Origin of the sequence: Nostocoides sp. (assembly GCF_037045025.1) — a bacterium.
Taxonomy (GTDB): Bacteria; Actinomycetota; Actinomycetes; order Actinomycetales; family Dermatophilaceae; genus Nostocoides_A.
Genome location: NZ_JBAOHM010000011.1, coordinates 636,873 through 662,216, shown reverse-complemented (window position 1 = coordinate 662,216; position 25,344 = coordinate 636,873). Strand labels below are relative to the sequence as shown.

The window sequence follows — 25,344 nt, the reverse complement described above, 5'->3', positions numbered from 1 at the left end:
TGATCAGGCTCCTTCCACGCGCATGACGGACACGACCTCGGCCACAGTGTCGAGACCGGCGAGAGCGTCGACGGTCGCCGCGAGGGCGGCCTCGGTGGCACGGTGGGTGACGACAACGAGGTTGGCGCGCTGCTCGCCGGTCTCGGGGTCGGTCAGCACATGCTGGCGCACCGTGTCGATCGAGACGTCATGCCGGGCGAACTCGGTGGCCACTGCCGCCAGCACACCCGGGCGGTCATCGACGTCGAGGCTGATGTGATAACGCGTCGAGGAGGTGCCGAAGTCGAGGATCGGCAAGTCCGCGTATGCCGATTCGCCCGGCCCGCGCCCGCCGGACACCCGGTGGCGGGCCACGGCCACGAGGTCACCGAGCACGGCGGACGCGGTCGGGTCACCGCCCGCGCCCTTGCCGTAGAACATCAGCTCACCCGCCGCGCTGGCCTGGACGAAGACCGCGTTGTAGGCATCGCGGACCGAGGCGAGCGGGTGGGTGCGAGCGATCATCGCCGGGTGGACCCGGACGCAGACCCCCTCGCCGTCGGGGGTGGTCGAGCGCTCACAGATCGCGAGCAGTTTGACGACGCAGTCCATCTCCTTGGCGGCAGCCATGTCGGCCGCGCTGACCTCGGTGATGCCCTCGCGATAGACGTCTCGGCCCGAGACTCTCGTGTGGAAGGCGAGCGAGGCGAGCAGGGCCGCCTTGGCGGCGGCGTCGAAACCTTCAACGTCGGCGGTGGGGTCGGCCTCGGCATACCCGAGCGCCTGGGCCTGGGCGACGGTCTCGGCGAAACCCGCTCCGGTAGTGTCCATTTTGTCCAGGACGAAGTTCGTCGTGCCGTTGACGATGCCGAGGACCTTGGCGACCCGGTCGCCGGCGAGCGACTCCCGGATCGGTCGCAGGATCGGTATGGCGCCCGCTACCGCCGCCTCGAAGTACAGGTCGACGCCGGCGGCGTCGGCGGCGGCATACAGCGTGGGTCCGTCCTCGGCCAGGAGCGCCTTGTTGGCGGTGACCACCGAGGCGCCGTTCGCGATGGCGCTGAGCAGCAATTCCCGGGCCGGGTCGATCCCGCCAACCACCTCGATGACGATGTCGGCAGCGGTCACCAGCGTGGCCGCGTCCGTCGTGAACAGGGCTGGGTCGACCGGGATGTCGCTGCGGTCCTTGCCGATTCGCCGCACCGCGACGCCGACGAGTTCAAGCGGCGCACCGATGCGGGCGGCCAGGTCGTCGGCCTGCTCCACAAGCATCCGGGCAACGGAGGAGCCGACAACACCGCAGCCGAGGAGCGCAACGCGGATCGGCTTGCCGGGTTCCGAGGTCAGCACGAAGGGGTCACCCCATGTCCAGATTGAGGAGGTCGTCGATGGTTTCCCGCCGGATCAGCACGCGCGAACACCCGTCCCGGACGGCGATGACCGGCGGGCGTGGGGTGTGGTTGTACTGATTCGACATGCTCCGACAGTAGGCCCCGGTGCCCGGGACCGCGATCAGGTCACCGACGGCGAGATCGTCGGGTAGGTATTCGTCGAGCACGACGATGTCGCCGCTCTCGCAGTGCCGGCCGACCACGCGGACCAGGCGGGGCGCACCGGCGGACGCGCGGGAGGCGAGCGCGCAGGAGTAGTCCGCCTCATACAGCGCGGGGCGGATGTTGTCGCTCATGCCGCCGTCGACGGAGACGTAACGGCGGGAGAAGCCGTCCCCGAGGGATACGTCCTTGATCGTGCCGACTCGATAGAGAGTGACGCCGGCCGGACCGGCGATCGCGCGCCCGGGCTCGATCGAGACCCGCGGCGTCGTCTCGCTGTCGCCATTGCCGATTGCCTTGAACTCCCGGCGCACGATGTCGGCGAGTTGTTCGGCGAGTTCTCGGGGGCCAAGGGGGGTGTGTTGGGAGGTGTAGGCGATGCCATAGCCACCGCCGAGGTCGATCTCCGGCAGGTCGGCCCCCAAGTCGTTGACGACATCGGCATGCAGGCCGACCAGCCGCCGGGCCGCCAGCTCGAAGCCGGTGGTGTCGAAGATCTGGCTGCCGATGTGGGAATGGAAACCCTTGAGTGCCAACGTGTCCCGGTGCTCCAGCACTAGCTCTGCAGCAAGCCGGGCCCGCCCGTCGGCAAGGCTGAAGCCGAACTTCTGGTCCTCGTGACCGGTGGCGATGAACTCGTGGGTGTGGGCTTCCACCCCGACCGTGACGCGGATCATCACCGGGGCGATGACACCGCGCTCGCGGGCAGAATTCGCGACCCGGGCGATCTCGGTATTGGAGTCGAGGACGATGCGGCCGACGCCATAGTCGAGGGCCATGTCGATCTCTGCACGCGATTTATTGTTGCCGTGGAAGGCGATTCGCTCGGCGGGGAAGCCGGCGCAAATGGCGACGGCCAGCTCGCCGCCGGTGCACACGTCCAGGCCCAGGCCCTCCTGGTCGACCCAGCGGGCCACCTCGGTGCACAGGAACGCCTTGCCGGCGTAGAAGACGTCGCCTCCACCCGTCGAAGGCCGCAGCGAACGCGTCCCGGAATGCCCGGGCGCGGTCGCGGAAGTCGGCCTCGTCGATGACGTATGCCGCGGTGCCGTGCTCGTCGGCCAGGGTCTCGACGTCGACGCCGCCGATCACCAGCCGGCCCGACGGCGTCGCGACTGGGTCCCGGTCGGCCACAGCTGCGCCAAGCACCTCGTTGACGTCCCGGGGATAGGGCAGCCAGATGGGCGGACCGCCATACCCCTCGGCGTGCAGGGCGCCGGCCTCGTGCGCACGCATTCAGCCTACATCCTCTCGGGCGCCGAAACGCCAAGCAGGCCAAGGCCGTTCGCGAGGACCGTGCGCGTGGCCTCATTGAGCCACAGGCGGGTGCGGTGCAGATCGGTGACCGGTTCGTCGGCGTTTATTGGCCGCACCCGACAGGTGTCGTACCACTTGTGGGCGCGACCGGCTAGGTCTTCGAGGTAGCGGGCGACACGGTGGGGCTCACGCATCGACGCGGCCTGGGCGACGACACGCGGATAGTCGCCGAGGGTCGCCAGCAGGGTTGCCTCGGTCGGGTCGGCGAGCAGGGCGGGGTCGAACCCGTCCTCGCGGCGCACCCCGTCCTCCGCTGCGAGCCGCGCGACATTCGCGGTGCGGGCGTGGGCGTACTGGACGTAGTAGACCGGGTTGTCGTTGCTGCGCTTGACCAACAGGTCGAGGTCGATGTCGATATTGGAATCGGTCGAGCTGCGCTCAAGGGCATAACGGGCGGCGTCCCGGCCGACGGCGTCGACGAGGTCGTCGAGGACCACGACGGTGCCCATCCGCTTGCTCATCCGGACCGGCTGGCCGTCCTTGACGAGGTTGACCATCTGACCGATGAGGATCTGCAGGTTCTTGCCCGGGACATCGCCGAACAAGGCGCACATCGCCATCATCCGGGCGACGTAGCCGTGGTGGTCGGCGCCGAGCATGATGAGGCACTCGTCGAACCCACGCTCGCGCTTGTCGAGGTAGTAGGCCAGGTCGCCGGAGATGTAGGCCGGCTGCCCGTCGGACTTGATGACCACCCGGTCCTTGTCGTCGCCGAAGTCGGTGGTGCGCAGCCAGAGCGCGCCGTCCTTCTCGTACATCGCGCCGAGGTGCCTGCAAGCGCGCCACGGCCCGCTCGACCGCGCCGCTGGTGTGCAGGTCGTTCTCGTGGAAGTAGACGTCGAAGTCGACGCCGAAGTCGTGCAGGGTCGCCTTGATGTCGGCGAAGGCCATCTCAACCCCGAGGGCCCGGACCCGCTCCTGGGCCTCCGCGCGGGGCAGCGTGGTGATCCCCGGCTCACGGGCGACGATCTGGGCGGCGGTCTCGGCGATGTAGGCGCCGCCATAGCCGTCCTCGGGGGCGCGGCTCCACCAGGGCCGCCGCGAGGAGGCTGCGGGAGAACCGGTCGATCTGGGCGCCGTGATCGTTGAAGTAGTACTCCCGGGTGACGTCGGCGCCGGTCGCCTCGATCACCCGGGCCAGGGCGTCACCCACGGCGGCCCAGCGGGTGCCGCCGAGGTGGATCGGGCCGGTCGGGTTGGCCGAGACGAACTCGAGGTTGACCTTGCGTCCCGGCGTTGGTCGTCGCTGGTTCCGTATGCCGCGCCGGACGCCACGATGGTGCGCGCCAGTTCGCCGGCGCTCGCCGTGTCGAGGGTGATGTTGAGGAAGCCGGGTCCGGCGACCTCGACCTCGGCGATTCCGGCGACCCAGCGCCAAGCGCTGCGGCGAGGCTTGGTCGCGAGGTCACGCGGCGGCATACCGGCCTGCTTGGCCAATTGCATCGCGATATTGCTCGCCCAGTCTCCGTGTCCGGCCTGGCGGGGCCGCTCGACGCGCAAGCGTCTCGGGCAACGTCGACGCGTCACGTCGCCGCTGGCGACGAGGTCGGCGAGGGCAGCACGGATCGCGGCGGCCAGCTCTTCGGGGGTCACCGGGCGATTCTACGAAGGTCTCCGCGATCGCTCGCGCCGCTGTTTCAAGCCAGGCGGGCGGCTGCCAGGTCGATTCACGGTCCCCAGCCTGCGCCTGCTAACCTCGACCCCCGGCGCCAGCCTTCTCGGCCCGCGCCCCCGTAGCTCAGGGGATAGAGCACCGCCCTCCGGAGGCGGGAGCGCAGGTTCGAATCCTGCCGGGGGCACCGACAATCGGCAAACCGGACATTCAAACGATCAATGGCCCCCAACACGCTGCTTTGCACGTTCCAATCACCGGATCGGCCCGCTATTGATCGTTTGAGTGTCCGCAGGCGGGGGGTCAGGGCGCGACGATGCCCGTCCGGTAGAAGTGGGCGATGGACTCAGCTCAGCGCTGCGAGGCGTCGGAGACCTCGCCGACCAGCTCTTCGAGCACATCTTCGAGGAAGACGACCCCACGCACCTCGCCCTCGGGGTCGACGACCCGGGCGAGGTGCGAGCCGGTGCGCTGCATGGTGGCGAGCACGTCCTCGATCTCGTCGGTCAGGGCGACGGTGGCCAGCCGGCGGACGCGCTTGGCCGGGACCGGCTCGTGACGCTCGGTGGGATCGGCATACAAGACATCCTTCAGGTGCAGGTATCCGGTCAGTTCCCCCGAGGACGAGCACACGGGGTAGCGGGAGAACCCGTGCTTGGCGACCAGCCGTTCGATCTCGGCGGGCGTCGACTCGGTCGTCACCGTCACCAGATCCTGCAGCGGGATGCCGACCTGCCCGGCATCCAGGTCGCTGAACTCCAGCGCCGCGCCGACCAACCCGAACTGCTCCTGCTCGACCAGGCCCTCGCGGTGAGACTCGACGACGATGTGGTGGACCTCCTCGGCGGTGTAGGCGCTAGCCACTTCGTCCTTGGGCTCGATCCCGAGCCGGCGAACGAGGAACTTGGCTGCCCCCTCCATCACCGAGATGGCCGGTCGCAGCAGCCGGGTCAGCGCATACAGCGGCGGAACGAGGATCAGCGCCGCCCGCTCGGGCCCGGCGATCGAGAGGTTCTTGGGGATCATCTCGCCCACGACAACGTGCAGATAGACGATGACGAGCAGCGCGAGCGCCAGAGCGGCCGCGCTGACCATCGTTTCGGGCACACCGAGCCGGTGCATCGGGCCCTCGAGGGTATGGTGCAGCGCGGCTTCGGAGATCGCGCCGAGCAGCACCGAGCACAACGTGATGCCCATTTGGGCGCACGCGAGAACCGAGCCCATGTGCTCGCTCGCCTCGATGCACGTGCGCGCGCGCCGGTTGCCGCCGTCGGCGAGCGGCTCGAGCTGGCTGCGCCGCGCGGCCATCGCCGCGAACTCGGCGCCGACGAAGAAGGCGTTGAGCAGCAATAATGCGATCGTGATCCACAGGCTGGGGCTCATGGCGTCCACTCCGGGTCGCCAGGCTCCTCGGGTTCGTCGGTGTCGTCGGGCACGGGCACCGGGATCAACCGCAACCGGTCGACGCGCAGGCCGTCCATGTCGGCTACCACGAGTCGCCAGCCGGGGAGCGCATCGATCTGGTCGCCCACCTGTGGCACCCGGCCCAAGCTGGCCATCACATAGCCGCCCACGGTCTCGTATGCCGGCCCGTCCGGGATGACGGCTCCGGTCCGGGAGCGCACCTCATCCGGTCGCCACAGGCCGGGCACGGTCCAGGAGCCGTCGATCAGCCGCCGGCCGGTGGTTTGACCCCGGTCGTGCTCGTCGCCGACGTCGCCGACGATCTCCTCGATCACGTCCTCGAGGGTGACCACTCCCGAGGTGCCGCCGTATTCGTCGACGACAACGGCGAACTGCTGGCCGGACTCGCGCAGGTTGGCGAGCAGGGGATCCAGGCGCACGGTCTCGGGCACGACGACCGGATCGACCATCAACGCCGAGACGGGCACCGAGGGACGGCGCTCATAGGGGACGGCGATGGCCGCCTTGACGTGCACCACGCCGTCGATGTCGTCCCAGTCGGCGCCGAGCACCGGGAACCGGGAATGACCCGTGGCCCGGGCCAGGGCAACGACGTCGGCGGCGCTGGCGGTGCGCTCGACGCTGCTGGCCCGTGACCTCGGGGTCATGACATCGGCGGCGGTCTGGGCTCCGAAGCCCAACGAGGCGGTGACCAGCCGGGCAGTTCCCTCATCGAGGGTCCCCGCCGCGGCGGAGGTCGAGACGAGCGAGGCGAGTTCTTGCGGTGTCCGCGCGGCGGAGAGTTCCTCCTGCGGTTCGATCCCCATCGCGCGCAGCATTGCATTGGCCGAACCGTTGAGGATCAGGATGAGCGGCCGCGCAACCATCTCGAAGATCCGCACCGGCCGGGCGACCACCTTGGCAACCCGCAGCGGCGCCGAGATGCCGAGGAACTGCGGCACCAATTCGCCGACGATCATCGAAAACACCGTCGCGATCACCAGGGCCCCGGCCGACGAGAGCGATGTCACCAGCCCCTCGGACAGGCCACCGACCCGCAGGGGGACGGCGAGCAGGGCCCCCACCGAGGGCGCCGCGATAAAGCCGAGGACGAGCGTCGTCAACGTGATGCCCACTTGCGCAGCAGAGAGCTGGGTCGACAGGTGACGGAGGGACGCCAGCACCGTGTCGGCGCGCCGGTCACCTTGGTCGACGGCCCGCTGCACGGTCGGGCGGTCGAGCGCCACGAGGGAGAATTCCGCGGCGACGAAGACAGCCGTCCCGAGTGTCAGGACGATCGCGAACACGACGAGTAGCCACTCGGTCATAGTGCTGCGCAGTCTACTGAGCCGACCTGATTGAATGGTCACGCAGCAATCGGCAAGCGATGGGGGTTCACCGGCATGAGCGTGGCGCACAGCGACGCCGGCTCGCAGATCGAGATCCGCGGGTTGACCAAACGATTCGGCGACCTGCTCGCCGTCGATGACCTGACGTTTAGCGTCGAGCCCGGCCGGATCACCGGCTTCCTCGGCCCCAATGGGGCCGGCAAGACGACAACACTTCGGATGCTGCTCGGGCTGGTCCACCCGAGCGGGGGCGAGGCGACGATCGGCGGCCGCAAGTACGCCGACATCCCGCATCCGATCACCGCCGTCGGGGCCGCCTTGGAGGCGACGAACTTCCACCCGGGCCGCTCGGGGCGTGATCACCTGCGTGTGCTCGGCGCCACGGCGGGAATCCCGACCACGCGCGTCGACGAGATGCTCGAACTCGTCGGCATCCCGGCCGCCGCCCGCAAGCGGGCCGGCGGGTATTCCATGGGGATGCGCCAACGGCTCGGGTTGGCGGCCGCCATGCTCGGCGACCCGCACGTCCTCGTCCTCGACGAGCCCGCCAACGGCCTCGACCCCGAGGGCATCCGCTGGTTGCGCGGGTTCCTGCGCCACCTGGCCGGCCAGGGCAAGACCCTGCTCGTCTCCAGCCATATGTTGCAGGAGGTCGAGCAGACCGTCGACGACGTCGTGATCATCTCCAACGGCCGGCTCGTCCGATCCGGCCCGATGGCCGACTTGCACGGTCCCGCAACCGCGCTGGTGCGCACCTCCGATCCGCAGCGACTGGCTGGAGCGCTCCGCGTCGCCGATGTCACCTCGACGCCCGGCGAGGGCGGCGCGCTGATTGTCGCGACCGACGACTTGCGCCTGATCGGCGACGTCGCGCTGCGCGCCGGAGTGCCGATCTGGCAGTTGCAGGCCCAAGTGAGCGACCTCGAAGACACTTTCTTTGCCCTCACCGAGGGCCAGAATCGCAATCTCGGGGGCGCTGGTGCCCCCGCTGAAGCCGATGCCATCGCCGGCAACGACAGGGGGAACGAGCCGTGATCGGCGCCATCCGAGCCGAGATCCTCAAGGTCTTCACCACCCGCTTGTGGTGGGGTTTGCTGATCGCGCTCATCGTCATCGACGCCGGACTGTCCTCCCTGTTCGGTTTCCTCGTCGGCAACGACTTCGGCGGCGGCGGTGACGCCGGGGAGAATCCCTTCCTCCACCACACCGTCGGAACCGCACAGGTGGTGTATGCCGCTGGCTTCATCTATTTCCTCAGCCCGCTGATCCCGCTCGCCCTCGGGGTGCTGTTGATCACCAGCGAGTTCCGGCACAAGACGATCAGCGCGACCTTCCTCAGCACGCCGCGCCGGTGGCAGGTGGTCATCGCCAAGCTCGTCGCGGTCGGGGTGGTCGGCGCCATCTATGGCGTGATCCACGACCTGGCAGCCAGCGCCGGCGGTGGCGGGGTGATGGCGGCGCGCGGCTTCGACACGTATCTGACCGACCCGGAGGTCGTCAAGACCTTCGGCCTGAGCCTGCTCGCGTTCATCTGCTGGATGCTGATCGGCTATGGCTTCGGCGTCGTGATCCGAAACCAGATTGCGGCCACGATCGTCGCCATCGCCTTCGGGTTCATCATCCAGATCGCCCTGAACATCGTCTTCTCGGTGCTCGGGTGGGATGCGGCCGGCAAGTTCCTGCCCTCCAACCTCACCCTGGGAATGCTCGTCACGAGCGACCCGACCATGGGGCAAGCCGCCGAGAGCCCCTACTTCAACTGGTGGCAGTCGGCGCTCATCCTCACCGGCTATGGGCTGCTGCTGTCGTTGATCGGCTCGTTTATCACCTCGCGCCGCGACGTCGCCTAGAGGGGCGGCTGCGTGATGGCAGAGGCAAACTAGGCCACCGCGACGGTTCGCTGCAGCGGGCTGCCCCAAGCTGAACCGCGCCCGCACGATCGGGGCTAAACTCGCGGGATCGATTGTGTCCGTCATCGACGACGAAAGTGAAAGAGGCGCCGGCTGTGGCTGACCCCCAGACTCCCGGAGACTTGAGCGAGACATTCGGACCAAACGAATGGCTGGTTGACGAACTCTACGAGAACTACCTGAAGGACCGCAATTCGGTCGACCGGGCGTGGTGGGACTTCTTCGCCAGTTACTCGCCGAATGGCGACAACGGCGATTCGCCGGCCGAGGGCCCCGCACCCTCCGCACCCCCAGCCTCCCGAGCCGCGTCGGCCACGCCGTCGGCAACCCCACCCCCCGCGCCGGCCAAGCCTGCTGCTGCGGCGCCGCCCGCCCCGGCGAGCAGTGCCTCGGCGCAGCCCTCGCCGGCCAAGCCGGCCACTCCCCCGGCCCCGGCACAGCCCGCCCCGGAACAGGCGGCCCCGGCACAGGTGGCCCCAGCTACGCCGCCGGCCGCCCCGGCCAAACCAGCACCGGTCCAGCCCGTCGGCGACGCACCCAAGCACTCCGCGCCACGCGCCACGCCCAAGCCGCGCGAGGCCGCCAAGGCGCCCGCCACCGGGCCGACGGACGAGCCGACGATCAACCCGCTGCGTGGCGCCAGTGCCCGCGTCGTGACCAACATGGAGGCCTCTCTCGAGGTCCCAACCGCGACTAGCGTCCGCAGCGTCCCGGCCAAGTTGCTCATCGACAATCGCGTTGTCATCAACAACCACCTGGCCCGCTCCCGCGGCGGCAAGGTGTCCTACACCCACATCATCGGCTTCGCCCTGGTCCGGGCGCTGGCCCAGATGCCGGTCATGAACAACTCCTACACCGAGGTGGGCGGCAAGCCGGCGTTGTCGGTCCCGGCGCACGTCAACCTCGGGATCGCGATCGACCTCGCCAAGCCCGACGGCACCCGGCAACTGCTTGTCCCCTCGATCAAGGTCGCCGAGGGGATGGACTTCGGGAGGTTCTGGGCGGCATACGAGACGATCATCCGCAAGGCGCGCGGCGGCACGCTGACGGTCGAAGACTTCCAGGGCACGACGATCTCGTTGACCAACCCGGGCACGATCGGCACCGTGCACTCGGTGCCCCGGCTGATGCAAGGCCAGGGCACGATCATCGGCGTCGGCGCCCTGGAATACCCCGCCGAATGGCAGGGCGCGAGCACCACGATCCTCAACCGCAATGGCGTCAGCAAGATCCTCACGCTGACGAGCACGTATGACCACCGGATCATCCAGGGCGCCCAGTCCGGCGACCTGCTGCGGATCATCCACGGGCTGCTGCTCGGCCAGGAGGGCTTCTACGACGACATCTTCGAGAGCCTGCGCGTCCCCTACGAGCCGGTCCGCTGGGTCCAGGACATCGACGCCTCGCACGACGACGACATCAACAAGGTCGCCCGGGTGCAGGAGTTGATCCACGCCTACCGCGTGCGCGGCCACCTGATGGCCGACATCGACCCGCTCGAATATCGTCAGCGGCGCCACCCTGACCTGGATGTCACCAGCCACGACCTGACCCTGTGGGATCTCGACCGGCACTTCGCCACCGGCGGTTTCGGCGGCAAGCCGTTCTTGGCGCTGCGCAAGATCCTCGGCATCCTGCGCGACTCGTACTGCCGCACGATCGGCATCGAATACATGCACATCACCGATCCCGAGCAGCGTCAGTGGATCCAGAGCAAGGTCGAGGTCGGCTATGCCAAGGTCTCGCGCGAGGAGCAGTTGCGGATCCTGCGGCGGCTCAACGCGGCCGAGGCGTTCGAGACCTTCCTGCAGACCAAGTTCGTCGGCCAGAAGCGCTTCTCCTTGGAGGGCGGCGAGTCGGTCATCGCGCTGCTCGACCGGATCCTCTCGCGCGCCGCGGCCGACAACATGGAAGAGGTCTGCATCGGTATGCCGCACCGCGGCCGCCTCAATGTCCTCGCCAACATCGCCGGCAAGTCCTACGGGCAGATCTTCCGCGAGTTCGAAGGCCGGCAAGATCCGCGCTCCGTGCAGGGCTCGGGCGATGTGAAGTATCACCTCGGCACCGAGGGCGTCTTTACCGCCGAATCGGGGGTGACAACAAAGGTTTATCTGGCCGCCAACCCCTCCCACCTGGAGGCGGTCAACCCGGTGCTGGAGGGCATCGCCCGGGCCAAGCAGGACCGGATCAACCTCGGCGGCGAGGACTTCACGGTTTTGCCGATCCTCATGCACGGCGATGCCGCCTTCGCCGGGCAAGGTGTGGTCGCCGAGACGCTGAATCTCTCCCAGCTGCGGGGCTATCGCACCGGCGGCACCATCCACGTCGTGATCAACAACCAGGTGGGGTTCACCACTGCGCCGGCGTCGTCGCGCAGCTCGATGTATTCCACCGACGTCGCCAAGATGGTCCAGGCCCCGATCTTCCACGTTAACGGGGACGACCCGGAGGCGTGCGTGCGGGTCGCCGAGCTGGCCTACGAGTTCCGCCAGCAGTTCGACAAGGACGTCGTCATCGACATGGTCTGCTACCGGCGCCGCGGCCACAACGAGGGCGATGATCCGTCGATGACCCAGCCGCTGATGTACAAGCTCATTGAGGCCAAGCGCAGCGTCCGCAAGCTCTACACCGAGGCGCTCATCGGTCGCGGCGACATTGGCCAGGAGGAAGCCGAGGCGGCGCTGCGCGACTACCAGCAGCAGTTGGAGCGGGTCTTCATCGAGACCCGGGATGCCCTGCGCGATCACGACAAGCGAACCAACCCCAGCCTGCGAGGGACCGACGTCGAGGGGCAAACCGGGTTGGCGTTGCCGGCCACCCAGTCGGCCGATGCCCCGAAGCGGTCCGCGAGCGACACCGCGATCAGCGAGGCCACCTTGCAGCGGATCGGCGAGGTCTTCGTCCAGCCGCCGCAGAACTTCACCGTGCACCCCAAGCTGCTCCAGGCAATGGAACGCCGCGCCGCGTCCGTTCGCGAAGGCGGAATCGATTGGGGCATGGGCGAATTGATCGCGTTCGGATCGCTATTGATGGACGGTGTCCCGGTGCGCCTGGCCGGGCAGGACTCGCGCCGCGGCACCTTTGTCCAGCGGCACGCCGTGCTCATCGACAAGGAGAACGCGGGCGAGTGGACCCCGCTGCGCTACCTCGCTCCCGACCAGGCGAAGTTCTGGGTTTATGACTCGCTGCTGTCGGAGTTCGCGGCCATGGGCTTCGAATACGGCTACTCGGTCGAGCGGCCGGACGCCCTGGTGTTGTGGGAAGCCCAGTTCGGCGACTTCGCCAATGGCGCCCAGACGATTCTCGATGAGTTCATCTCCTCCTCGGAGCAGAAGTGGGGCCAGCGCTCCTCGGTCGTCCTGCTGCTGCCGCATGGCTATGAGGGCCAGGGCCCAGACCACTCCTCGGCCCGGATCGAGCGCTATCTGCAAATGTGCGCCGAGGACAATATGACGGTCGCCTACCCCTCGACTCCGGGGTCCCACTTCCACCTGCTGCGCCGCCAGGCGTTCGCCCGGCCGCGCCGCCCGCTCGTCGTCTTCACCCCGAAGTCGATGCTGCGACTCAAGGCCGCCGCCTCGATGCCCGAGGACTTCACGACCGGCACCTTCCGGCCGGTCCTGCCGGACAAGAAGATGCTCAACAAGCACGCCGTCGACCGGGTGCTGCTCGCCAGCGGCAAGGCCGTCTATGAGCTGGAGGCCGAGCGAGACAAGCGTGGCGATGAGCGGACGGCGATCTTGCGCCTGGAGCAGCTTTACCCGGTTGCCGGTGCCGAACTCGCCCGGGCACTGGCCGAATACCCGAACGCCGAGCTCGTGCTCGTGCAGGACGAGCCGATGAACCAGGGCTCCTGGCCCTTCCTCGCGCTCAACCTGCCGCCCGCGCTCGCCGCGCATGGCCACACGGCACCGATCCGGGTCATCTCCCGGCCGGCCTCGGCCTCACCGGCGACGGGCAGCTCCAAGAAGCACGCGGTCGAGGAGGCGGCGTTGCTCGCGGCCGCCTTCGATCGCTGAGCGGCCGCAGTGTATTTCACCGACCGCGGCATTGAGGAGCTGTCAGCACGGCGCGGCGAGGAGGAGGTCAGCCTCGACTGGCTCGCCGATCAGCTGCGCACCTTTGTCGATGAGTTCCCCGAGTTCGAGGTCCCGGTCGAGCGGTTGGCTGCCTGGCTGGCACGTGCGGACGACCCCTTCGAGGATGACTGACCGCTGCCCGTGGCCGCCTCGACGAGGACGTCCAGGGCGGGGCGGACCTGCACGATCATCGCGTCGTATGCCGCCTGCGGCTGGCCGTATGGATCCTCGATGTCGGCGGCCTGCACGCCCGCGCGATGCCGCGCGATCTCGGTGATCGCCGCGCGCCAGGCCTGCGGGTCCGCGCCCGGACGCAGCCCCAGGTGCGCCAGCACCTGGCTGAACTCGGTGATCGTGAAGGTGCGCTTGAGGGCGGCCGGCGTCTCGGCGAGAACCTCCTGGCGGTGTTCCGCCGTCACCGCCAAAACGAGATCGGCCGCGCGGACCATCGCCGGATCGAGCAGCCGGCCCCGATGGCCGGCGAGGCGGTCGTGCAGCCCGGGCGCAGCGGCATACAGCTCAGGAGTGACCTCCAGGCCGCGAAACCAGCCGACGCCGGCGCTCTCGACGACAAAGCTTCCAGGGTGTTGGCGGTCGAGGGCCGCCGCGAGGTAATGGTGGGCATACGCCGACCGGCAGATGTTGCCGGTGCACACCATCAGGATGCGCAGGGGCGGGGCGGCGTTGGCCATTGGCGCAGTTTAGGACCACATTCGCCGAGGTCGTCATTTCTGGGTGAGGTCGGACTACCGCTGATCAGACCTCACCCAAAAGTGACGACCTCGGCGCTTGTTTAGGCTGGACCAATGCGCCCGCGAATCCTCCGTCTCGGGGTGGTGCGCGTCTCGGGGCGGTCAATGACCCCGACCCTGCGCGACGGCGACCTGCTGCTGATCGCGTATGCCGCGCGCCCGCGCCTGGGCTCGCTCGTCCTCGCCCGCCTGCCGCCGCAGCCGGACGGTACGCCGCGCCCGGTAGCGGTCAAGCGCCTGACCGGGCGGGATCCTGCCGATCCGGCGCGGTGGTGGCTGGAACGGGACAACCCACGAGAAGGTGTCGACAGCTGGTTGGTCGGCTCCGTCGGCGCCGACGCGGTGCTCGGCCGCGTGGTGACCCGGATCTGGCCCCGGCCCGGCAGACCGCGGACCGCTTTGCCCAGGTAGGTTGGACGGCATACCCCCACGATTGGGGGACCGCAGAGCATCGAGAGGAAAGCCATGTTCCGACGCCTTGCCCTCCGCACCGTCAGCGCCCACTGTGACCTGCCGTGCGGGATTTATGACCCGGCTCAGGCCCGCATCGAGGCCGAGTCGATCAAGGCGATCTGCAAAAAGGTCGCTGACAACAACGACCCCGACTTCCGCACCCGGGCGATGATCATCAAGGAGCAGCGCAGCCACCTGGTCAAGGAGCACCTGTGGGTGCTGTGGACCGACTACTTCAAGCCGCCGCACTTCGAGAAGTACCCGAACCTGCACACCCTGTTCAACGAGGCGACCAAGCTGGCCGGCGCGACCGGCACCAAGGGCAGCTTCGATGAGGCGAAGGCCGACGAACTGCTGGCCAAGATCGACGAGATCGCGACGATTTTCGCCGACAGCAAGAAGGGCTGAGGCGGCGGATGACTAGGCGCTCGGGTCGGTCACGGCGGAGCTGGCCGCACGGCCTCCCGTCCTGGTGACCTGCCCGAGCGCGGCAACACACGCGGGGTCGTATTCGTAGCCCAGCCCAAGCTGGATGCGCTCCAGCGCAGCCGAACGGACTGTGCGGGAGCGATGCCCGTGGGTCAGATCGTCGAAGGCGTTGGCGACCTTGAGGATTCGGCCGGCGAGCGGGATGTCCTCGCCGAACTCGCGCATCATCCGGAACTGCACGATGCTGCCCCGAATGGCCGCCACGACAGCGTCCTGCACACCCGCGCGTTCGATAATGCGCACGGTGTCAGCGACAATGCGTCGCTGACTGTCTGGATCGGCCAGCACGGTCGCCCCGTCGGGCAGGGCGATCGTTAAGGTGACTTGGCCGACGTCGTGCAGGAGCGCGGCCCGCTCCAGGGTGGCGATGTCCCGCTCCGCAAGGGAGAGGGTCCGGCCCATGTCTCCGCACAACCTGGCGACGCGGCCGGCGTGCCCGGGGTTGGTGTGGCCGGTGTCGTCGGTCAGCCGGGAGAGCGCGATGATCGTTTCGCGTTCGGTGGCCAGGATGGATTCGCGGCGACGAAGCGCATACTGCGACATCGCCAGCGGCAACAACACGATGGGAATGGCTGCGGCACCGGCCACGTCATGGACAAGGACCATAACCGGCGCGGCATTCGTCATGGCGGCACCGATCCCGCCCGCGCGGTTGAGGTCATCGGCCACGATCCGGCTCAGCGGCAGGCTGGGATCGCGCGCCAGCGCACTCCACACGCCGAGTTCGACGAGAACACCGGTCGCGCTCACGGCGAGCAGCGCGAGCGCGCCGAGCAGCAACGGGGTGCCGGGCGACTGCCACCAGGAGACAACGGGTCTGCCGTCGATCGGAACGACCCGAGCGACGGCCACCGCGACCGCGACGCCGATCAGCCGGGCCGCCGACGTCACCAGCCCCCCTGGCCGGCCGGTCAGGCGCCGGATCACGATGCCGAGCGCCATCGCGAGGGCGACGAGGACGAGCACCTGCCCGGCATGGAGGGCCTCACCATCGCTTCCCACCGGGGCGAGCGACAACCCCAGCGCGGCTGCGGTTGCCAACGGGGCAACCGGCCGCCCAGACACCCGTTCTCGCCAGGCTTCGCCGAGGACGATCACCGCGAAGGTCAGCATCAGGTAGCCGAGGTCGCCGGCCAGGAAGCGGCTGCCGCCTCGCCAGGTGAGCACGCTCGCCATCAGGGCGACCGCTGTCGCGACGCCAACAAGGGCGGCGCCTGAGCGCGTGCGGATCACGCCCGGCTCCGGATCATGTCCGGCTCCGGCGCAGCCAGCGGCCGAGGGCCTCGACGACGGCGGGGTCAAATCCGGAGCCGCTGTCTTGCCGGATGCTCCCGTATGCCGCCTCGGCCTCGACCGGCTGCGTGGTTCCGTCGCCGTCACGACGGAGCACGAAGGCGTCGGCGACGGCGAGGATGGCCGCCGTCCGTGTGGGCAGGGCACCACGGGTGGGGTAGGCTCGCTCAGCGCCAAGCGCGGGGAGGGCGGACGCCAAGAAGGTGACCTGGCTGATCGCCCCGGTCGGTGCCAGCGGCCGCATGTGCGCGCGTTCGCCATTGGGCAGGTCGGCGACGAGGACGTCCAGGTCGTGCAATGTCCCCGCGGTGCGCGCGGTGTCGATGTCTTCGGCGCTCATCGCCAATTCCTCGGCGAGGTTCTCACACAGCTGCGCGACCAGTGCGGTGTGTTGGGCCGCCGCGGGTGAGCGCACGGCAATCGCCGTCTCCAAGGCAGCGAGAGTTCGGTCCCGTGCCTGCGCGCGATGGCCGTACTGCTGCAGCACCCAACGCGATGCCCACAGCGATGAGGTGCCAAAGATCAGGCTGGCCGCGCCGAGGCCGACGGGGATCCACAGCACGTAGATGAGGTAGGCGACGACGGCTTGAGCCGCGAGTCCAATACCGGTCTCGGACATGAGCATCGTCACCTGGCCGCGAAAGGAGGCGCCTTCCCAGAGAGTGACCACGCCAGCTAGGAGCGAGGCGTTGACCAACCCAAGCACGACGGCGGCCACGCACAGGCCCAAAGCCGCGGACTGAAGTGAAGGTCGCTTGCCGTCCAAACCACCCGCTATTGATAGATAGACCAGCCCGCAACTGGCGCTCATGCACATGCGCATCCCGGCGTTGAACACCGTCGCACGCAGGGGCACGCGGCGGTGGGCAAGCAAGGCTGCGACCGGACTGATCAGGACGGCTCCCGAGGCGCCAATCACCGGGACAGCCACTAGGAGCAAGACGGCGTGGAAGGAGAGCGAGATCGGAGGGCGGAGCCAGCTCTTCGGTGCGCGAGCGACGATGGCCGCCAATCCAAAGAAGGCCGCAACGTCCAGAGCCTGAGGACGCGCCGAGGAAATCACCAGCACAAGCCAGGTCAGCACGATGGCAACTACCCACACGACGCCGATATAGATCCGAGTGCGGCGAATGGCCCGGGGGCTACGAGTCGTGGCCGTTGCGGACTGACTCACCACGGGCTAGGGGATGTCTTTACCATCCCATTCCCACCCGTCGGCGTTCACGTCCTGGGTGGTAACAGTCCCCCCGGGCGTCGCGGCCGGACAGGCTGTGCCCTCGTCGGCGACAGCCGGCACCGCTAGACACGCGAAGGTGGCGAAGATCACGGCGAGGAAGGCGGCTGGGAGGCGCTTCATAGTCTGTCCTTCGAACGGCGCGCAGCAACCGACCCGCTGCGCCTGGACACATTTTCGCACGAGCTCGCGCTGGCGTCGGCACGCCTGTGGATAAACCGTCTGGTTGACGGTGTCGGCCGCCCAGATGCAGTGTGGGAAACTAGCTCGGTTGACCGGTTGCCGGCGCACGTTCGTCGTGCCCGGCGATCATCACTTACCAAGCTAGGAGGAAGAGCCGATGAGCAAGCGTTCCCGCAAGCGCCGCGACCGCAAGAAGAAGGCCGCCAACCACGGCCGCAAGCCCAACGCCTGAGCAGACTCGACAACGCCGTTGCCTACCGAAGACCTAAGGTAGGCAACGGCTTTTTCGCGTTCTCGGCGAGTGTCGCTCGGCGCGAGCGGCGGTCAGTCGGTATAGCGGATCTGGATCGTCGTCAACGACTCCACGATCGTCAACCGCAGCCGCGGCGGAGCCTGCTCGGGCGCACACGAGCGTTTGACCAAGCCTTTGACCATGGTGTCGATGTCGTACTGCCGCAGGCATTCGGCGCAGTGCGCCAAGTGCGCGGCGATCTTGTCGTGATCGCCTGCCTCCATCTCGCCATCGAGGTATTCGAACACACGATGCAAGGCCTCCGAACAGTCGGCGTCGTTGATGTCGGGGCTCATGACTCGTCCTCCGCGCCCCGGTAGCCGCGCTCGGCGGCATACGACGACAACAACTCCCGCAACTGCCGCCGGCCCCGATGCAAGCGCGACATCACGGTGCCGATCGGCGTCCCCATGATCTCGGCGATCTCCTTGTAGGCGAAGCCTTCGACATCGGCGAAGTAGACGGCGAGCCGGAACTCCTCGGGCAGCTCCTGCAGCGCCCGTTTGACCTCGCTGTCGGGCAGGTGATCGAGCGCCTCAAGCTCCGCGCTGCGCAGGCCGCGCGAGGTGTGCGACTCGGCGGCGGCGAGCTGATAGTCCTCGATCTCGCTCGCGTCCGACTGCAGCGGCTCACGCTGCTTCTTGCGATAGGAGTTGATATAGGTGTTGGTCAGGATGCGATACATCCATGCCTTGAGGTTGGTGCCCGGCTTGAACTGATGGAAGGCGCCATAGGCCTTGGCGTAGGTCTCTTGGACCAGGTCCTCGGCGTCGGCGGGATTGCGCGTCGTGCGCAAGGCCGCCGAATAGAGCTGGTCCAAGAGGGGCAGAGCGAGCGCCTCGAAGCGGGCCTGTCGCTCGGCGGTTGTCTCCGTGGCGAGGTCCACATCGTCATGCGAAGGCACGTCGGTGGCCAGCAGATCGTCGGTAGGTGGCGTGGCAGTCATCGCCGACCAGCCTAACTGGGGCGCCATCGGCGAGGCGGGCAGAAGAACGAACAACGGTCGCCTTCCTTTAAGCGGGCCAGGGAATCCTCCGCGTCAACGGCACCGTCCAACGGGCTATTCCGCAGGGCGCGAGGCGACCAGATAGAAGCGGCTGGCGGTCGCGGTGATCGGCCCGCGGTGTGTGCCGAGGCTCGGCAACGGATCGGGCAACCACCACGCCTCCTCGACAAAGGCGATCGCGGCAGCAGCGTCGATGAACAGGTACCGCGTCCGCCACTGGCCGCAGTCGTGAACGGTGAGTCCGGCAGTGAGCGCCACATCCCGGGCAGCCGCCAGGTCCAGCCGCCGCGTCCGGGGCTGGCCAGGGCAAGACCACAGTTCCTGGGCATCGTCGGGACCGGGTGCCTCGAGGACGAGGCAGTCCCCCGGCTGCACTCGCGCGAAGGTGTCGGACACCGGGGGCGCGTCCAGGCGGCATACGGTGACTCGGCCGTATGCCGCTCCCGCCCTGGCGAGGTCGTCAACCTCCCACGGCATCGCCTCCATGACCATCGACACAACCCAACGGTATGCCGGCCGGGCGCGCGAACCTGCTTCCGGCGGCGGCTGCGTGAAAGACTGTCCGGCGCCCCGACTGCGCCCAGGAGTTGCAACCGATGAGTTCGCCCGTGTCCCCCGACCTGGCCGCCTTGGCCAGCGCCTTCGGCGTCGCCACCGACTATTGGGACTGGCAGGGCCAGCACACGCAGGTGAGCAGCGAGACCATCGAGGCGGTATTGACCGCTCTCGGCCTGGATGTGTCGACGCCCGAGGACACCTCCCGCGCTTGCGCGGACCTGTGGCTGCGGTCGTGGCGCCGGACCCTTCCCCCGTGCGTTGTTGCACGCGAGGGCTGGGCCCCCTGGGTGCCGGTTCACGTGCCGCACGGTGCCGCGGTTCGCCTCGATATCGAGCTCGAGGACGGCGCCGTCGTCACCGCGCGGCAAGTCGACCACTGGGTCACCCCGCGCCGGATCGGCGGACGCGAGGTCGGCGAGGCGACCTTCGAGCTGCCCGGCGACCTCCCGCTCGGTTGGCATCGGTTGCATGCTCACATTGAGCACCAGAACGTGGACACCCAGGCGACGGCCACCTTGGTCGTCACGCCGCAACGGCTGGCGTTGCCCCCGGCCCTCGCCCATGGCCGCACGTGGGGGCTGATGACGCAGGTCTATCAGCTGCGGTCCTCGGACTCTTATGGCATCGGCGACCTCGCCGATCTCGCCGATCTGGCCACGTGGGGAGCGGCGGTTCTCGGCGCCGACTGGGTGCTGGTCAACCCGCTGCACGCAGCGCAGGCGTGCCCGCCGATGGAGGCCTCACCCTATCTGCCGACGACCCGCCGGTTTGTCAACCCGATCTACATCCGGGTCGAGGATATCTGCGAGGTCGGCTATCTCCCGGCCGGCACGCGGCGGCAGGTCGCCGAACTCGCGGCAGCGGCACGGGCGCTCAACACCGCCGACAGCATTGACCGTGACGCCGCGTGGGCAGCCAAGCGCGCGGCCTTGCGGGTGGTCTTCGACGCCGGCCGCAGCGCCCGCCGCGACCGCGCGTTCGCCGGCTTTTGCAACCGGGAGGGCGAGGGCCTCGTCGACTTCGCCACCTGGTGCGCGCTGGCCGATGTGCACGGCCAGATCTGGCCCGAGTGGCCGGTCGAGCTGCAGCGGCCCGATTCGCCCGAGGTCGCCCGATTCCGGGCCGAACACCCCGACGATGTCGACTTCTTTCGCTGGATGCAGTGGATCCTCGCCGAGCAGTTGGCAACGACGCAGCGGCTGGCAACCGAGGCGGGGATGCGACTGGGCGTCATCCACGACCTCGCCGTCGGAGTCCATCCGGAGGGAGCCGACTCCTGGGGGCTGGGCGACGCGCTCGCCCGGGGGATCGAGGTGGGGGCACCGCCGGACCAGTTCAACCAACTCGGGCAGAACTGGAGCCAGCCGCCCTGGCGACCCGACCGGCTCGCCGAACTCGGCTATGCGCCATACCGCGACATGTTGCGCACGGTCTTGCGTGACGCCGGGGGCATCCGGGTCGACCACATCATCGGCCTCTTCCGGCTGTGGTGGGTGCCCGATGGGATGACCCCCAGGCACGGCACCTATGTCAGCTATGACCATGAGGCGCTGATCGGGATCCTCTGCCTGGAGGCCCATCGCGCCGGCGCGGTCGTCATTGGTGAGGATCTCGGCGTCGTGCAGCCGCATGCCCGCGATTTCATGCTCGAGCGCGGCATTCTGGGGACGTCGATCCTGTGGTTCGAGTGGGATGCCGGTATGCCGTTGCCTCCCAACAGATACCGCGAGCTGTGCATGGCGAGCGTGACGACTCACGACCTGGCGCCAACCGCGGGTTATCTCGAGTTGACTCATGTCGCCCTCCGGGAGCAGCTGGGCCTGCTCACTCGTCCCGTGGCGATTGAGCAGGCCGAGGAGCAGACGGCCATCGCCAAGGTTGCCGCCGCGCTGGCCGAGCGCGACCTGCCGCACGACCCCGCTCGGGTCGAGCAGTTCGTCGCCTCGTTGCACCGCTATCTCGGTCTGAGCCCGGCCAAGATGCTCGGGGTCAGCGTCGCCGATCTCGTCGGTGACCGGCGGATCATCAACCAGCCTGGGACCGACAAGGAATACCCCAACTGGCGGCTGCCGCTGTCCGGGCCTCAGGGCGAGATCGTCGGTATGGAGGCGTTGACCGCTTCCACCGCCCCCGCGCGAATCACCCGCTGGTTGAGCTGACCCCGGATTTCTCCGGCCGGAACGGCACCTGCGGCCGAACCGAGCGCACGTAGTCGCGCAGTCGCGCGGTTCCAACTGCTCGACTCACCCGTGGGTGCGCGATTTGCTGCGCGGTTGACGGGCTTGCCCCGCGCGCGACAGCCGGTTAGTCCGAAGTGCCGAGACCGCGCCCAGCGCCACCTCGACCAGCGACCGCACACCGACCGAGACGCAGACCACCTCGAACCCGACATCGACCTCCAGCCCGAGCAGCAGCACGGGGGCTGGTGAAGAAGTGTGCGGGGTCTACTACAAGCCGTGCTGACCCAACCGGTCGGCATGCCGGCTCACCGCCGCTGCGAAGAGCCGGCCGAACACATCGGGCATGTCAGCTCACCGCCGCTCCGAAGAGCCCACCGATCACATAGGTGACAGCCATCGCCGCGACCCCACCGGCGACCACCCGAGCGACCGCTCGCAACCGGGGCGCGTCACCGAGGTGAGCGCTCACCCAGCCGGTCAGCACCAGCGCGATGACGACGGTGATCACCGTGCCTGGAATGCGCCATCCGGCAGAGGGGTTGAGCGCGGCCACCAGCGGCAGCAACGCGCCGAGAGAGAAGGCGAGCAGCGAGGCCACCGCGGCCTGCCAGGGGTTGGTCAACTCGGTCGGGTCGATGCCCAACTCGGCCTCGGCGTGCGCGGCGAGGGCATTGTGGTCGGTCAACGCCCGAGCGACGTCCAACGCCAGCTCGGGCGGCAGGCCTTTGCCTTCGTAGATCTCGGCGAGTTCGACCAGTTCCGCCGCGGGGATCGCATCGAGTGCGTCCCGCTCGGCCGCGAGCAACGCCTTCTCGGTGTCGCGCTGGGTGCTCACCGAGACGTACTCACCGACCGCCATGCTCATCGCCCCGGCGGTCAACCCCGCCAGCCCCGCGGTGAAAATCGCCGCCCGGCTGGTCGTGGCGGCGGCGACCCCGATGACCAGACCGGCGGTCGAGACGATCCCGTCATTGGCGCCGAGGACACCGGCGCGCAGCCAGTTCAGGCGCCCGGTTTCCGCACTGCGGGAATAGGGGGCGTGGTGCTGGCCGCCCGTCTCGGCACGGGCCGCGGCCACCAGCTGCGGGTCGGCCGCCGCAATCTGGTCGACGGCGGGAACCGGAACCGCGGGATCGGGCGATGAGTTGGCCCGCTCGACGCTCACTCGCTGCTCGCGCCGAGCGCCTCGGCGTGGCCGGCGATCCGATGCGCGAGCTCGATATCGAGCTGGGTGACGCCGCCGGCGTCGTGCGTGAACAGCGACCACGTTGTGGTGCGCCAGCGGATGTCGATGTCCGGATGGTGATTCATGTCCTCGGCCTCCAGGGCGACTTCGTCGACCAGGCGGATGGCGTCGGGGAAGGTGGGCGCGGCATACGTCGCCGTGATCGTGTCGTCGGAGCGCTTCCAACCGGGCAGCTCCTGCAGTTGTCGGGTGATCTCGTCGTTGCTGAGCAGTCGAGCCATGACGACCACGCTAACCTGCGCGGTCAGATCGTGGCGTCAACAGTCGATGCCGGGCCGAGGAACGAGCCGCCGCTCGGGTCGGATTCACCGAGAGTCGGATCGACCGCCTCGGCGGTCACCTCGTGTGGCCGGATCGCTCCCCTCGCGATGTCCTCGACGAAGTGACAGGCCACTCGGTGCCCTCCGGGGACACCCTCGATGCCGATCTCCCGCAGCTCGGGTCGCTCGCTGTCGCAGCGCTGCGGCTGGCGCCACGGACAGCGCGTATGGAAGCGGCAGCCACTGGGCGGGTTGGCCGGCGACGGCAGGTCCCCGGTAAGCAGGATCCGCTCACGCCGGTCCTCGACGATGGGATCGGGCACCGGCACCGCGGACATCAGCGCTCGGGTGTAGGGGTGCAGCGGGTGGGCATAGAGATCGTCGGAGGAGGCTTCCTCGACGATCGAGCCGAGATACATGACCCCGACCCGGTCGCTGATGTGCCGGACCACGGCGAGGTCGTGGGCGACGACGATATAGGTCAGCCCGAACTGCTCCTGGAGCTCCTCGAGCAGATTGATCACCTGGGCCTGCACCGAGACGTCGAGCGCCGAGACCGGCTCGTCGGCAACAATCAGTTTGGGGTCCACGGACAGGGCGCGGGCGATGCCGATGCGTTGCCGCTGTCCGCCGGAGAACTCGTGCGGGTATTTCGACAGCGAGGTTGTCGGCAAGCCGACCGCGGTGAGCAGATCTCGCAGCCGCTTGTTGGCTCCGGCGCCGTCCTTGGTCAGCCCGTGCGCCTTCATTCCTTCCAGGAGAAGGGATTCGACAGATTGGCGGGGGTCGAGGCTGGACATCGGGTCTTGGAAGACCATCTGGATGTCGCGGCGTTTGCGGCGCAGTTCCTCGCCCTTGAGGGAGGCGATGTCAAGGCCGTCGAAGAAGACGGTGCCCTCCGTGGGCGGCTCGAGGTTGAGGATCGCCCGGCCGAGCGTCGACTTGCCACACCCGGACTCGCCCACCAGGCCATAGGTTTCGCCGCGCCGGATCTGCAGGTCGACGCCGTCGACGGCATAGACATAGCCGATCGTCTTGTCGAAGATCGCGCCCCGTTTGATCGGGAAATGGACCTTGACCCCGCGGACGTCGACAAGGACGTCCTCGCCCGTGCCCGGGCGCTCGCTGACGGTCATCGCTCCCCCTCCCAGGTTCCGGCGGCATGGGGATCCACCGGGTTATGGCAGCGCAACGCCTCCACGCCCTCTTCGACGAATTCCGGTGTGCGCCTGCGGCATACGTCGACCGGTTGGCTGCAGCGGGGGGCGAAGGCACAGGCGTTATCCCATGGCAGATTGTCGGCGACCGACCCGGGGATGGGGGTCAGCGGCTCGCCGCGAGTGCCGTCCAGGCGCGGGATCGAGCCGAGCAGCCCGTGCGTATAGGGATGCCGCGGCGCGGCGAACAGCTCGTGTCGCTGGCCCCGCTCGACGATCTTGCCGCCATACATGACGTTGACCTCGTCGCACAGCCCGGCGACGACGCCGAGGTCGTGAGTGATCATGATCAGCGCTGTCCCGCTGTCGCGCACCAAGTCCTTGAGCAGTTGCAAGATCTGGGCCTGGATCGTCACGTCGAGCGCCGTCGTCGGCTCGTCGGCGATGAGCAGTCGCGGCTCGCAGGCCAGGGCCATCGCGATCAGGGCGCGCTGGCGCATGCCCCCGGACAGCTGATGTGGATATTCATTCAGCCGCCGGCTCGGGTCGGGTATGCCGACCTTGTCCAGCATCTCCTTGGCGCGCGGCATGGCGGCCTTGCGGGACATTCCCTTGTGCCGTTCGAGCACCTCGGTCACCTGGATCCCGATGGGCACCACCGGATTCAGCGACGACAGCGGGTCCTGGAAGATCATCCCGAGGTCGCGTCCGCGGCGCTCGCGCATTTGACTCGGGGTCAGCCGCAGTAGGTCGGTCCCCTCGAAGACCGCGGTGCCGGTCACCGTGTTGCCGCGCGCGGGGAGCAGCCCCATCAGCGCGAGGTTGGTGACCGACTTCCCGCTGCCGGACTCACCGACCAGGCCGACGGTCTGGCCGGGGCGGACCTCGAAGCTGACCTTGTCGACGGCCGTGAACGGCTTCTCCCCGTGCCGCTGGAAAACGACCGACAAGTCGGTCACCGACAGCAGCGGCTCGCTGTGTCGCGTGTCTCGGTCGTATGCCGTTCCGGCCGTTCGTGCGCCGACGCTGGTGCTCATC

At 68.5% G+C, this 25,344-nt stretch carries 22 protein-coding genes, 1 tRNA gene and 3 pseudogenes; 9 read left to right on the top strand and 17 right to left on the bottom strand.

Going from position 1 to position 25,344, the window contains the following annotated elements; genetic code table 11:
- Positions 1-3: 3 nt before the first annotated feature.
- The 3 genes and pseudogenes from V9G19_RS14310 to argS form a co-directional block, all read right to left on the bottom strand.
- On the bottom strand, positions 4-1,329 hold the full coding sequence (locus V9G19_RS14310; protein ID WP_462286071.1) for a homoserine dehydrogenase: 1,326 nt from the start codon (positions 1,327-1,329) through the stop codon (positions 4-6).
- A gap of 7 nt (positions 1,330-1,336) precedes the next feature.
- Positions 1,337-2,768 (bottom strand): annotated as a pseudogene (lysA, locus tag V9G19_RS14305) (diaminopimelate decarboxylase).
- A gap of 5 nt (positions 2,769-2,773) precedes the next feature.
- A pseudogene (gene argS / locus V9G19_RS14300) lies at positions 2,774-4,442 on the bottom strand (arginine--tRNA ligase).
- A gap of 134 nt (positions 4,443-4,576) precedes the next feature.
- On the opposite strand from argS, the gene V9G19_RS14295 reads away from it, so the two are divergent.
- Positions 4,577-4,648, top strand: a tRNA-Arg gene (locus V9G19_RS14295).
- A 164-nt stretch (positions 4,649-4,812) separates the two neighbouring features.
- Here V9G19_RS14295 and V9G19_RS14290 read toward each other — a convergent pair.
- Both V9G19_RS14290 and V9G19_RS14285 read right to left on the bottom strand, forming a co-directional pair.
- Positions 4,813-5,844: a hemolysin family protein gene (locus V9G19_RS14290; RefSeq protein ID WP_462286070.1), complete on the bottom strand. Its 1,032-nt coding sequence runs from the start codon at positions 5,842-5,844 to the stop codon at positions 4,813-4,815.
- Positions 5,841-7,193: a hemolysin family protein gene (locus V9G19_RS14285; RefSeq protein WP_462286069.1), complete on the bottom strand. Its 1,353-nt coding sequence runs from the start codon at positions 7,191-7,193 to the stop codon at positions 5,841-5,843. Before V9G19_RS14285 ends, V9G19_RS14290 begins: the two co-directional genes overlap by 4 nt.
- 75 nt (positions 7,194-7,268) lie before the next feature.
- On the opposite strand from V9G19_RS14285, the gene V9G19_RS14280 reads away from it, so the two are divergent.
- The 4 genes from V9G19_RS14280 to V9G19_RS14265 all read left to right on the top strand — a co-directional run bounded on the left by V9G19_RS14280 (position 7,269) and on the right by V9G19_RS14265 (position 13,335).
- Positions 7,269-8,249, top strand: a complete 981-nt coding sequence (locus V9G19_RS14280) for an ABC transporter ATP-binding protein (RefSeq protein WP_462286068.1) — start codon at positions 7,269-7,271, stop codon at positions 8,247-8,249.
- The gene (locus V9G19_RS14275; RefSeq protein WP_462286067.1) at positions 8,246-9,064 is read left to right on the top strand and encodes an ABC transporter permease; all 819 of its coding nucleotides are present in this window, start codon (positions 8,246-8,248) and stop codon (positions 9,062-9,064) included. The genes V9G19_RS14280 and V9G19_RS14275 overlap by 4 nt, the downstream gene beginning before the upstream one ends.
- Before the next feature lie 155 nt (positions 9,065-9,219).
- Positions 9,220-13,143 (top strand): multifunctional oxoglutarate decarboxylase/oxoglutarate dehydrogenase thiamine pyrophosphate-binding subunit/dihydrolipoyllysine-residue succinyltransferase subunit, encoded by a 3,924-nt coding sequence (locus tag V9G19_RS14270; RefSeq protein WP_462286066.1) that lies wholly within the window; start codon positions 9,220-9,222, stop codon positions 13,141-13,143.
- 9 nt (positions 13,144-13,152) lie between these two features.
- The gene (locus V9G19_RS14265) at positions 13,153-13,335 is read left to right on the top strand and encodes a DUF6104 family protein (protein ID WP_462286065.1); all 183 of its coding nucleotides are present in this window, start codon (positions 13,153-13,155) and stop codon (positions 13,333-13,335) included.
- Positions 13,336-13,553: 218 nt separating this feature from the next.
- On the opposite strand, the pseudogene V9G19_RS14260 reads toward V9G19_RS14265, so the two are convergent.
- A pseudogene (locus tag V9G19_RS14260) lies at positions 13,554-13,862 on the bottom strand (arsenate reductase/protein-tyrosine-phosphatase family protein); the annotation flags it as partial.
- A gap of 147 nt (positions 13,863-14,009) precedes the next feature.
- Between V9G19_RS14260 and V9G19_RS14255 the strand changes: the two are divergent.
- Positions 14,010-14,366, top strand: coding sequence for a S24 family peptidase (locus tag V9G19_RS14255; RefSeq protein WP_462286064.1), 357 nt, complete (start codon positions 14,010-14,012; stop codon positions 14,364-14,366).
- A gap of 54 nt (positions 14,367-14,420) precedes the next feature.
- Positions 14,421-14,816 carry a superoxide dismutase, Ni gene (gene sodN / locus V9G19_RS14250; RefSeq protein WP_462286063.1) on the top strand — a complete coding sequence of 132 codons (396 nt, stop codon included), beginning with the start codon at positions 14,421-14,423 and terminating at the stop codon, positions 14,814-14,816.
- A gap of 12 nt (positions 14,817-14,828) precedes the next feature.
- Here the strand turns inward: sodN and V9G19_RS14245 are convergent, their stop codons facing one another.
- The 3 genes from V9G19_RS14245 to V9G19_RS14235 are packed head-to-tail and all read right to left on the bottom strand — an operon-like array spanning position 14,829 to position 17,547.
- Complete coding sequence (locus V9G19_RS14245; RefSeq protein WP_462286062.1) at positions 14,829-16,130, bottom strand: HD-GYP domain-containing protein; 1,302 nt, start codon at positions 16,128-16,130, stop codon at positions 14,829-14,831.
- A 13-nt stretch (positions 16,131-16,143) separates the two neighbouring features.
- Positions 16,144-17,364, bottom strand: a complete 1,221-nt coding sequence (locus tag V9G19_RS14240; protein WP_462286061.1) for an HD-GYP domain-containing protein — start codon at positions 17,362-17,364, stop codon at positions 16,144-16,146.
- A gap of 6 nt (positions 17,365-17,370) precedes the next feature.
- Positions 17,371-17,547, bottom strand: a complete 177-nt coding sequence (locus V9G19_RS14235; RefSeq protein WP_462286060.1) for a hypothetical protein — start codon at positions 17,545-17,547, stop codon at positions 17,371-17,373.
- A 217-nt stretch (positions 17,548-17,764) separates the two neighbouring features.
- Here V9G19_RS14235 and V9G19_RS14230 point away from each other — a divergent pair, with 217 nt between their 5' ends.
- Positions 17,765-17,839 (top strand): 50S ribosomal protein bL37, encoded by a 75-nt coding sequence (locus V9G19_RS14230; RefSeq protein ID WP_370584119.1) that lies wholly within the window; start codon positions 17,765-17,767, stop codon positions 17,837-17,839.
- Positions 17,840-17,931: 92 nt separating this feature from the next.
- On the opposite strand, the gene rsrA is transcribed toward V9G19_RS14230, so the two are convergent.
- The 3 genes from rsrA to V9G19_RS14215 form a co-directional block, all read right to left on the bottom strand.
- Positions 17,932-18,195, bottom strand: coding sequence for a mycothiol system anti-sigma-R factor (gene rsrA / locus V9G19_RS14225; RefSeq protein WP_462286059.1), 264 nt, complete (start codon positions 18,193-18,195; stop codon positions 17,932-17,934).
- Entirely contained in the window at positions 18,192-18,872 is a 681-nt protein-coding gene (locus V9G19_RS14220) for a sigma-70 family RNA polymerase sigma factor (protein ID WP_462286058.1), read from the bottom strand. Before V9G19_RS14220 ends, rsrA begins: the two co-directional genes overlap by 4 nt.
- Before the next feature lie 87 nt (positions 18,873-18,959).
- A complete protein-coding gene (locus V9G19_RS14215; protein WP_462286057.1) occupies positions 18,960-19,403 on the bottom strand; it encodes a hypothetical protein in 444 nt (147 codons plus the stop codon).
- A gap of 98 nt (positions 19,404-19,501) precedes the next feature.
- Between V9G19_RS14215 and malQ the strand changes: the two genes are divergently transcribed.
- A complete protein-coding gene (gene malQ / locus V9G19_RS14210) occupies positions 19,502-21,622 on the top strand; it encodes a 4-alpha-glucanotransferase (RefSeq protein ID WP_462286056.1) in 2,121 nt (706 codons plus the stop codon).
- Positions 21,623-21,706: 84 nt separating this feature from the next.
- On the opposite strand, the gene V9G19_RS14205 is transcribed toward malQ, so the two are convergent.
- The 5 genes from V9G19_RS14205 to V9G19_RS14185 form a co-directional block, all read right to left on the bottom strand.
- Positions 21,707-21,880 carry a hypothetical protein gene (locus V9G19_RS14205; RefSeq protein WP_462286055.1) on the bottom strand — a complete coding sequence of 58 codons (174 nt, stop codon included), beginning with the start codon at positions 21,878-21,880 and terminating at the stop codon, positions 21,707-21,709.
- Positions 21,881-21,989: 109 nt separating this feature from the next.
- Positions 21,990-22,745: a VIT1/CCC1 transporter family protein gene (locus V9G19_RS14200; RefSeq protein ID WP_462286247.1), complete on the bottom strand. Its 756-nt coding sequence runs from the start codon at positions 22,743-22,745 to the stop codon at positions 21,990-21,992.
- A gap of 59 nt (positions 22,746-22,804) precedes the next feature.
- A complete protein-coding gene (locus tag V9G19_RS14195) occupies positions 22,805-23,110 on the bottom strand; it encodes a 4a-hydroxytetrahydrobiopterin dehydratase (protein WP_462286054.1) in 306 nt (101 codons plus the stop codon).
- Between the two features lie 23 nt (positions 23,111-23,133).
- Complete coding sequence (locus tag V9G19_RS14190; RefSeq protein ID WP_462286053.1) at positions 23,134-24,285, bottom strand: ABC transporter ATP-binding protein; 1,152 nt, start codon at positions 24,283-24,285, stop codon at positions 23,134-23,136.
- The gene (locus V9G19_RS14185; protein ID WP_462286052.1) at positions 24,282-25,343 is read right to left on the bottom strand and encodes an ABC transporter ATP-binding protein; all 1,062 of its coding nucleotides are present in this window, start codon (positions 25,341-25,343) and stop codon (positions 24,282-24,284) included. The genes V9G19_RS14190 and V9G19_RS14185 overlap by 4 nt, the downstream gene beginning before the upstream one ends.
- Between the last annotated feature and the right edge of the window lies 1 nt (position 25,344).